Annotated in this window: 8 protein-coding genes; 7 read left to right on the top strand and 1 reads right to left on the bottom strand. The window is 61.9% G+C overall.

Features of this window, described 5'->3' with window-relative positions; translation table 11 throughout:
* Nucleotides 1-539: class I tRNA ligase family protein (locus Q1M07_RS07405; protein WP_300452577.1), on the bottom strand; the 539-nt coding region annotated here is incomplete at its 3' end.
* 205 nt (nucleotides 540-744) lie between these two features.
* Here Q1M07_RS07405 and Q1M07_RS07400 point away from each other — a divergent pair.
* The 7 genes from Q1M07_RS07400 to Q1M07_RS07370 form a co-directional block, all read left to right on the top strand.
* Entirely contained in the window at nucleotides 745-1,563 is an 819-nt protein-coding gene (locus tag Q1M07_RS07400) for an ABC transporter ATP-binding protein (protein ID WP_300452575.1), read from the top strand.
* Nucleotides 1,563-2,345, top strand: coding sequence for a lipid asymmetry maintenance ABC transporter permease subunit MlaE (mlaE, locus tag Q1M07_RS07395; protein ID WP_300452574.1), 783 nt, complete (start codon nucleotides 1,563-1,565; stop codon nucleotides 2,343-2,345). The genes Q1M07_RS07400 and mlaE overlap by 1 nt, the downstream gene beginning before the upstream one ends.
* Nucleotides 2,345-2,821 carry an outer membrane lipid asymmetry maintenance protein MlaD gene (gene mlaD, locus Q1M07_RS07390; RefSeq protein WP_300452573.1) on the top strand — a complete coding sequence of 159 codons (477 nt, stop codon included), beginning with the start codon at nucleotides 2,345-2,347 and terminating at the stop codon, nucleotides 2,819-2,821. Before mlaE ends, mlaD begins: the two co-directional genes overlap by 1 nt.
* Nucleotides 2,822-2,930: 109 nt before the next feature.
* Nucleotides 2,931-3,662 carry a VacJ family lipoprotein gene (locus tag Q1M07_RS07385; RefSeq protein WP_300452571.1) on the top strand — a complete coding sequence of 244 codons (732 nt, stop codon included), beginning with the start codon at nucleotides 2,931-2,933 and terminating at the stop codon, nucleotides 3,660-3,662.
* Nucleotides 3,659-4,291, top strand: coding sequence for an ABC transporter substrate-binding protein (locus Q1M07_RS07380; RefSeq protein WP_300452569.1), 633 nt, complete (start codon nucleotides 3,659-3,661; stop codon nucleotides 4,289-4,291). Before Q1M07_RS07385 ends, Q1M07_RS07380 begins: the two co-directional genes overlap by 4 nt.
* Entirely contained in the window at nucleotides 4,288-4,572 is a 285-nt protein-coding gene (locus Q1M07_RS07375; RefSeq protein WP_300452567.1) for an STAS domain-containing protein, read from the top strand. The genes Q1M07_RS07380 and Q1M07_RS07375 overlap by 4 nt, the downstream gene beginning before the upstream one ends.
* Before the next feature lie 25 nt (nucleotides 4,573-4,597).
* Nucleotides 4,598-5,112, top strand: a 515-nt coding sequence (locus Q1M07_RS07370; protein WP_300452565.1) for an ABC transporter ATP-binding protein, incomplete at its 3' end; no start/stop codon positions are given.

Raw genomic sequence — 5,112 nt, 5'->3', positions numbered from 1 at the left:
CCGGTGCGCCAGCCGCGACCGTCGATGACCTGCTCGTTGGCGAGCACGGTCTGGTCGACCGGATCCCAGTTGACCACCTGGGTCTTGCGCTCGGCGATGCCCTTCTCGAGCATGCGCAGGAAGAACCACTGGTTCCACTTATAGTATTCGGGCGTACAGGTGGCCAGTTCGCGGCTCCAGTCGATGGCAAAGCCGAGCGACTTGAGCTGTTTCTTCATGTAGGCGATGTTGTCGTAGGTCCACTTGGCCGGCGGCACCTGGTTCTTGATCGCCGCGTTTTCGGCCGGCAGGCCGAAGGCGTCCCAGCCCATCGGCTGCAGCACGTTGTAACCGCGCATGCGGTGAAAGCGGGACAGCACGTCGCCGATGGTGTAATTGCGCACGTGTCCCATGTGCAGCTTGCCCGAGGGGTAGGGGAACATGGACAGGCAGTAGTACTTGGGCTTGGCGGTGTCGGCGGAGACGCGGAAGGCTTCGGCGCTGTCCCAGTGCTGCTGGGCGGCACGTTCGATGTCGGCGGGGAGGTATTTGTCCTGCATGGGCGGGAAAGATCGGAGAAAATGGCGCGAATCGGCGCGCGGGATAGGGGCGGCCACAGACGGACCGAAACCGTGCATTATAAACCGCTCTCGCGACGCCCGCTTTGCTACGCTCAAGACCTTGATGTCACGCGATATTTCACGTGGCGCTAAGGGTTGTCCGCATGCCAGTCGGTGGCGCCTCTGCTACAATTGTTATCCCGCAATGCAACATTTTTCCATGTCCGAACCTCTTGTCAGCCTTGAAAACGTGCGCTTCGCCTATGGCGAACGGACGATCCTGCGCGACATTTCCCTGTCGATTCCGCGTGGCAAGGTGGTTGCCATCATGGGCGGCAGCGGTTGCGGCAAAACCACCCTGCTGCGCCTGATCGGCGGGCAGGAGCGGGCTGTCGGCGGTCGTGTGCTGGTGGATGGGCAGGATGTCGCCAAGCTCGGCCGCGACAAGCTCTACGCGATGCGCCGACGCATGGGCATGCTGTTCCAGTTCGGCGCGCTGTTTACCGATATCTCGGTGTTCGACAACGTGGCCTTTCCGCTGCGCGAGCACACCGATCTGCCGCCCGAACTGATCAACGATCTGGTGCTGATGAAGCTTCATGCGGTCGGTTTGCGCGGCGCGGCGCGGCTCATGCCCGGCGAGCTGTCCGGCGGGATGGCGCGGCGGGTGGCGCTGGCGCGCACCATCGCGCTCGATCCGATGTTGCTTATGTACGACGAGCCTTTCACCGGACTCGATCCGATTTCGCTCGGTGTCATCGGCCAATTGATCCGTCGCCTCAACGACGCGCTCGGTGCCAGTTCGGTGATCGTCACCCACGATATTCAGGAATCCCTGCAGATCGTCGATTACATCTATTTCATTTCCGAGGGCAGGGTCGTGGCCGAAGGCACGCCGGAAGACATTCGCAAAACGTCCGATCCCTTTGTGCATCAGTTCGTCCATGCCGAGGCCGACGGGCCGGTGCCCTTTCATTACCCTGCCGGCGATTACGCCACTGCGCTCGTCGGAGGGCCGGCCTGATGGGTGGGGTGTTCCGCAAGCTCGGGTCGATGGCCATCGACATGGTTTGGCAGCTGGGCTTCATCGCCCGTTTTTTCTGGCTGATCCTGTATTACTCGGGCCAGTCCTTCACGCGTCTTCGTCTGACGATTCGCGAACTGTATTTCAGCGGCGTGCTGTCGCTGCTGATCATTCTTGTGTCGGGCCTTTTCGTCGGTCTGGTGCTCGGTCTGCAGGGCTATGAAATCCTGCAGCGCTACGGTTCCACCGACGCCATGGGCACCATGGTGGCGTTGTCGCTGCTGCGCGAATTGGGGCCGGTGGTCGCCGGTCTACTCTTTGCCAGTCGCGCCGGTTCGGCCGTGACCGCCGAAATCGGCCTGATGAAAGTCACCGAGCAGTTGAAGGCGATGGATATGATGGCCGTCAGCCCGATTGCCCGTGTGGTGGCGCCGCGCTTCTGGGGTGGCGTGGTTTCGATGCCGCTGCTTGCCGCGATGTTTTCGGCGATGGGTATCTTCGGCGGTTGGCTGATCGGCGTGGTCTTCATCGGAGTCGATAACGGAGCCTTCTGGTCGCAGATGCAGGCTGCTGTCGATTTCCGCTACGACGTGCTGAACGGGGTGATCAAAAGCTGCGCCTTCGGTGTGGCGGTGGCGCTCATCGCGGTTTTCGAAGGCTACGATTGCGTGCCCACCGCAGAAGGCGTGTCGCGGGCAATTACGCGGACGGTGGTGAGTTCGGCGCTGGCCATTCTGGCGCTCGATTTTGTAATGACGTCTTTCATGTTCCGAGGTTTATGATGAATCGCACGACGATCGACCTGTGGGTCGGGGTTTTCGTGGCGATGGGTATCGCCGCGCTGTTATTCCTGGCGCTTAAGGTGGGCAGTATTTCCGGTTCGGAAATCCGCTCGCCTTATACCCTCAGCGCCCATTTCGACAATATCGGCGGTCTCAAGGTGCGGGCGCCGGTGAAGAGTGCCGGCGTGCTGGTGGGCCGCGTCGAGCAGATCCGCTACGACAATGAACGCTTTCAGGCCGAGGTGGTCTTTACCGTCGACGGGCGCTACAAGTTTCCGGTCGATACTTTTGCCAACATTCTTACTTCCGGCCTGCTTGGCGAGCAGTATCTGGGCCTCGATCCCGGTGGCGAAGAGAAGACCCTGGCGCCCGGCGAAGTCATCAAAAAAACCCAGTCGGCCGTTGTTCTCGAAAAGTTGATCAGCCAGTTCATGTTCGGCAAGGCTGCCGACGGAGAGCCGGCGCCGGCCAAGTAGGGCGGTTGCAGGCGATCACAGAGAGCGCGAGACCGGTCAAAACGGTGCGCGGAAAAAAATGAAGAACAAGAAACCTGAACCGAAGGTCGTTCTGCGGGGCGTCGCGAGCTTGCTGCTGGCGGTTGGCCTGACGGCCTGCGCCGGTCCCGGCGGGCATCCGAAAGATCCGTTGGAGCCGCTCAATCGCGCCACATACAGTTTCAACGAAAAGGCCGATAGCTATGTGGTGCGCCCGTTGGCCGAGGTCTACGATTACGCGCCGCTGCCGGTGAAGGTTGGCGTGGGCAACTTCTTCGGCAATCTGGCAGACGTATGGATCGGTGTGAACAATCTGCTCCAGGGCAAGTTTGTCGACGGCCTGTCGGATGGCGGTCGCTTCCTGGTGAACAGCACCGTCGGCATCTTCGGGGTGTTCGATATCGCCACCGAGTTGGGTCTCGAGAAGCACGACGAGGATCTCGGCCAGACTCTCGGCCGTTGGGGCGTCGGCGACGGTCCCTACCTGGTGCTGCCGCTGCTTGGCTCCAGCAATCTGCGCGACACGGTCGGGCTGGCCGGCGATCTCCACGTCGATCCGGTGCTCTCGTTCGAGAGCGTAAGTGCGCGTAACAGTGCAACCGGTCTGCGCTTCGTCAATCGTCGCAGCCAGTTGCTGGGTGCCGACACCACCGCCGAACAGGCCGCGCTCGACAAGTACGAATACATGCGCAGCTTCTACATCCAGTATCGCAAAAGCCAGATTTACGACGGCCGTCCGCCCCGGGAGAAAGACCCGGACGACGAAGCCGACGTGGACGAAACCACCCCAGCGTCTCCCGCCAAGAAAGAGAACCAGGAATGAAAAAGATCGCTTCCCTGTTTGCCGCGCTCGTCCTCGGAGCCGGAGTCCAGTTTGCTGCCTTTGCCCAGATCGTCGCGCCGGACGCGCTCATCAAGAGCGTGACCGACGATGTGATCGCCATCGTTCGCCAGGACAAGGCGATCCAGTCCGGCGACACCCGCAAGGCCGTCGATCTCGTCGAAACCAAGGTGTTGCCCTATTTCGACTTCGGCCACATGACTCGTCTTGCCGTAGGCAAGGACTGGCGTCAGGCCAATGCCGATCAGAAGGCCGTGCTGACCCACGAGTTCAAGAACCTGCTGGTGCGTACCTATTCCAACGCGCTGACCCAGTATCGCAACCAGCAGATCGACTTCAAGCCGCTCAAGTCCAAGCCGGAAGACACCGACGTGCTGGTGCGTACCGAAGTCCGCCAGCCCGGCGCCAAGGCCGTACAGATCGACTACAACCTCGAGAAGCAGGGCGACAACTGGAAGGTCTACGACGTGATGGTGGCCGGTGTCAGCCTTGTCACCAACTATCGCGACAGCTTCGCCCAGGAAGTGCGTGCCGGTGGCATCGACGGTCTGATCAAGTCCCTCAAGGACAAGAACAAGCAACTCGAAACCACCGTTTCCGCCAAGAAATGATCCGCGAAGACGGTCCGCGTCTGACGCTCGAAGGTCCGCTCACCCTCGCCACCGTGGCCGGCCTGATGGACGAGGGGCGGCGACTCGTGGCTGCGGCCGACCGGGTGGTCGATCTTGTCGCCGTCACCCAGGTGGATTCCGCGGCGCTGGCCCTGCTTCTGTCCTGGACGCGTGCGGCCCGTGCCGCCGGGCGGCAGTTCTCCATCGTTCACGCTCCGGCTCCGCTGGTCAGCTTGGCGTCGCTTTACGACGTCGATACCATTCTGCCTCTCGGGCTCTGAGCCCCGTCCTCTTTATTCCGTGTCCATGAGTCCAGCGATCCGCGTTGTCGGCGTCACCAAGCGTTTCCGTTCCCTGCAGGCGCTCGCGGGCGTCGATCTCGAAGTCGCTCAAGGGGAGTTCTTCGGCCTGCTCGGTCCCAACGGCGCCGGCAAGACGACGCTCATCTCGTCCCTTGCGGGCCTTGCCCGACCCGATTCCGGCACCCTCGAAGTGATGGGCCACGACGTGGTGCGCGATTATCGCGCGGCCCGCATGGCCCTTGGCGTGGTGCCGCAGGAGCTGGTCTTCGATCCTTTCTTCACCGTGCGCGAAATGCTGCGTCTGCAGTCAGGCTATTTCGGCCTGCGCAACAACGACGACTGGATCGACGAAATCCTGCATCACCTCGATCTCACCTCCAAGGCCAATGCCAACATGCGCATGCTCTCCGGCGGCATGAAGCGGCGCGCGCTGGTGGCGCAGGCGCTGGTGCATCGCCCGCCGGTGATCGTGCTCGACGAGCCTACCGCCGGCGTCGATGTGGAGCTGCGGCAAGGCTT

This window comes from Accumulibacter sp., assembly GCF_029255285.1.
Taxonomy (GTDB): domain Bacteria; phylum Pseudomonadota; class Gammaproteobacteria; order Burkholderiales; family Rhodocyclaceae; genus Accumulibacter.
This window is presented reverse-complemented; position numbering and strand designations above follow the sequence as displayed.

Coding starts and splice junctions, on each gene's coding strand:
- Q1M07_RS07400 (WP_300452575.1), top strand. CDS start 745: ATGCAACATTTTTCCATGTCCGAACCTCTTGTCAGCCTTGAAAACGTG.
- mlaE (WP_300452574.1), top strand. CDS start 1,563: ATGGGTGGGGTGTTCCGCAAGCTCGGGTCGATGGCCATCGACATGGTT.
- mlaD (WP_300452573.1), top strand. CDS start 2,345: ATGAATCGCACGACGATCGACCTGTGGGTCGGGGTTTTCGTGGCGATG.
- Q1M07_RS07380 (WP_300452569.1), top strand. CDS start 3,659: ATGAAAAAGATCGCTTCCCTGTTTGCCGCGCTCGTCCTCGGAGCCGGA.
- Q1M07_RS07375 (WP_300452567.1), top strand. CDS start 4,288: ATGATCCGCGAAGACGGTCCGCGTCTGACGCTCGAAGGTCCGCTCACC.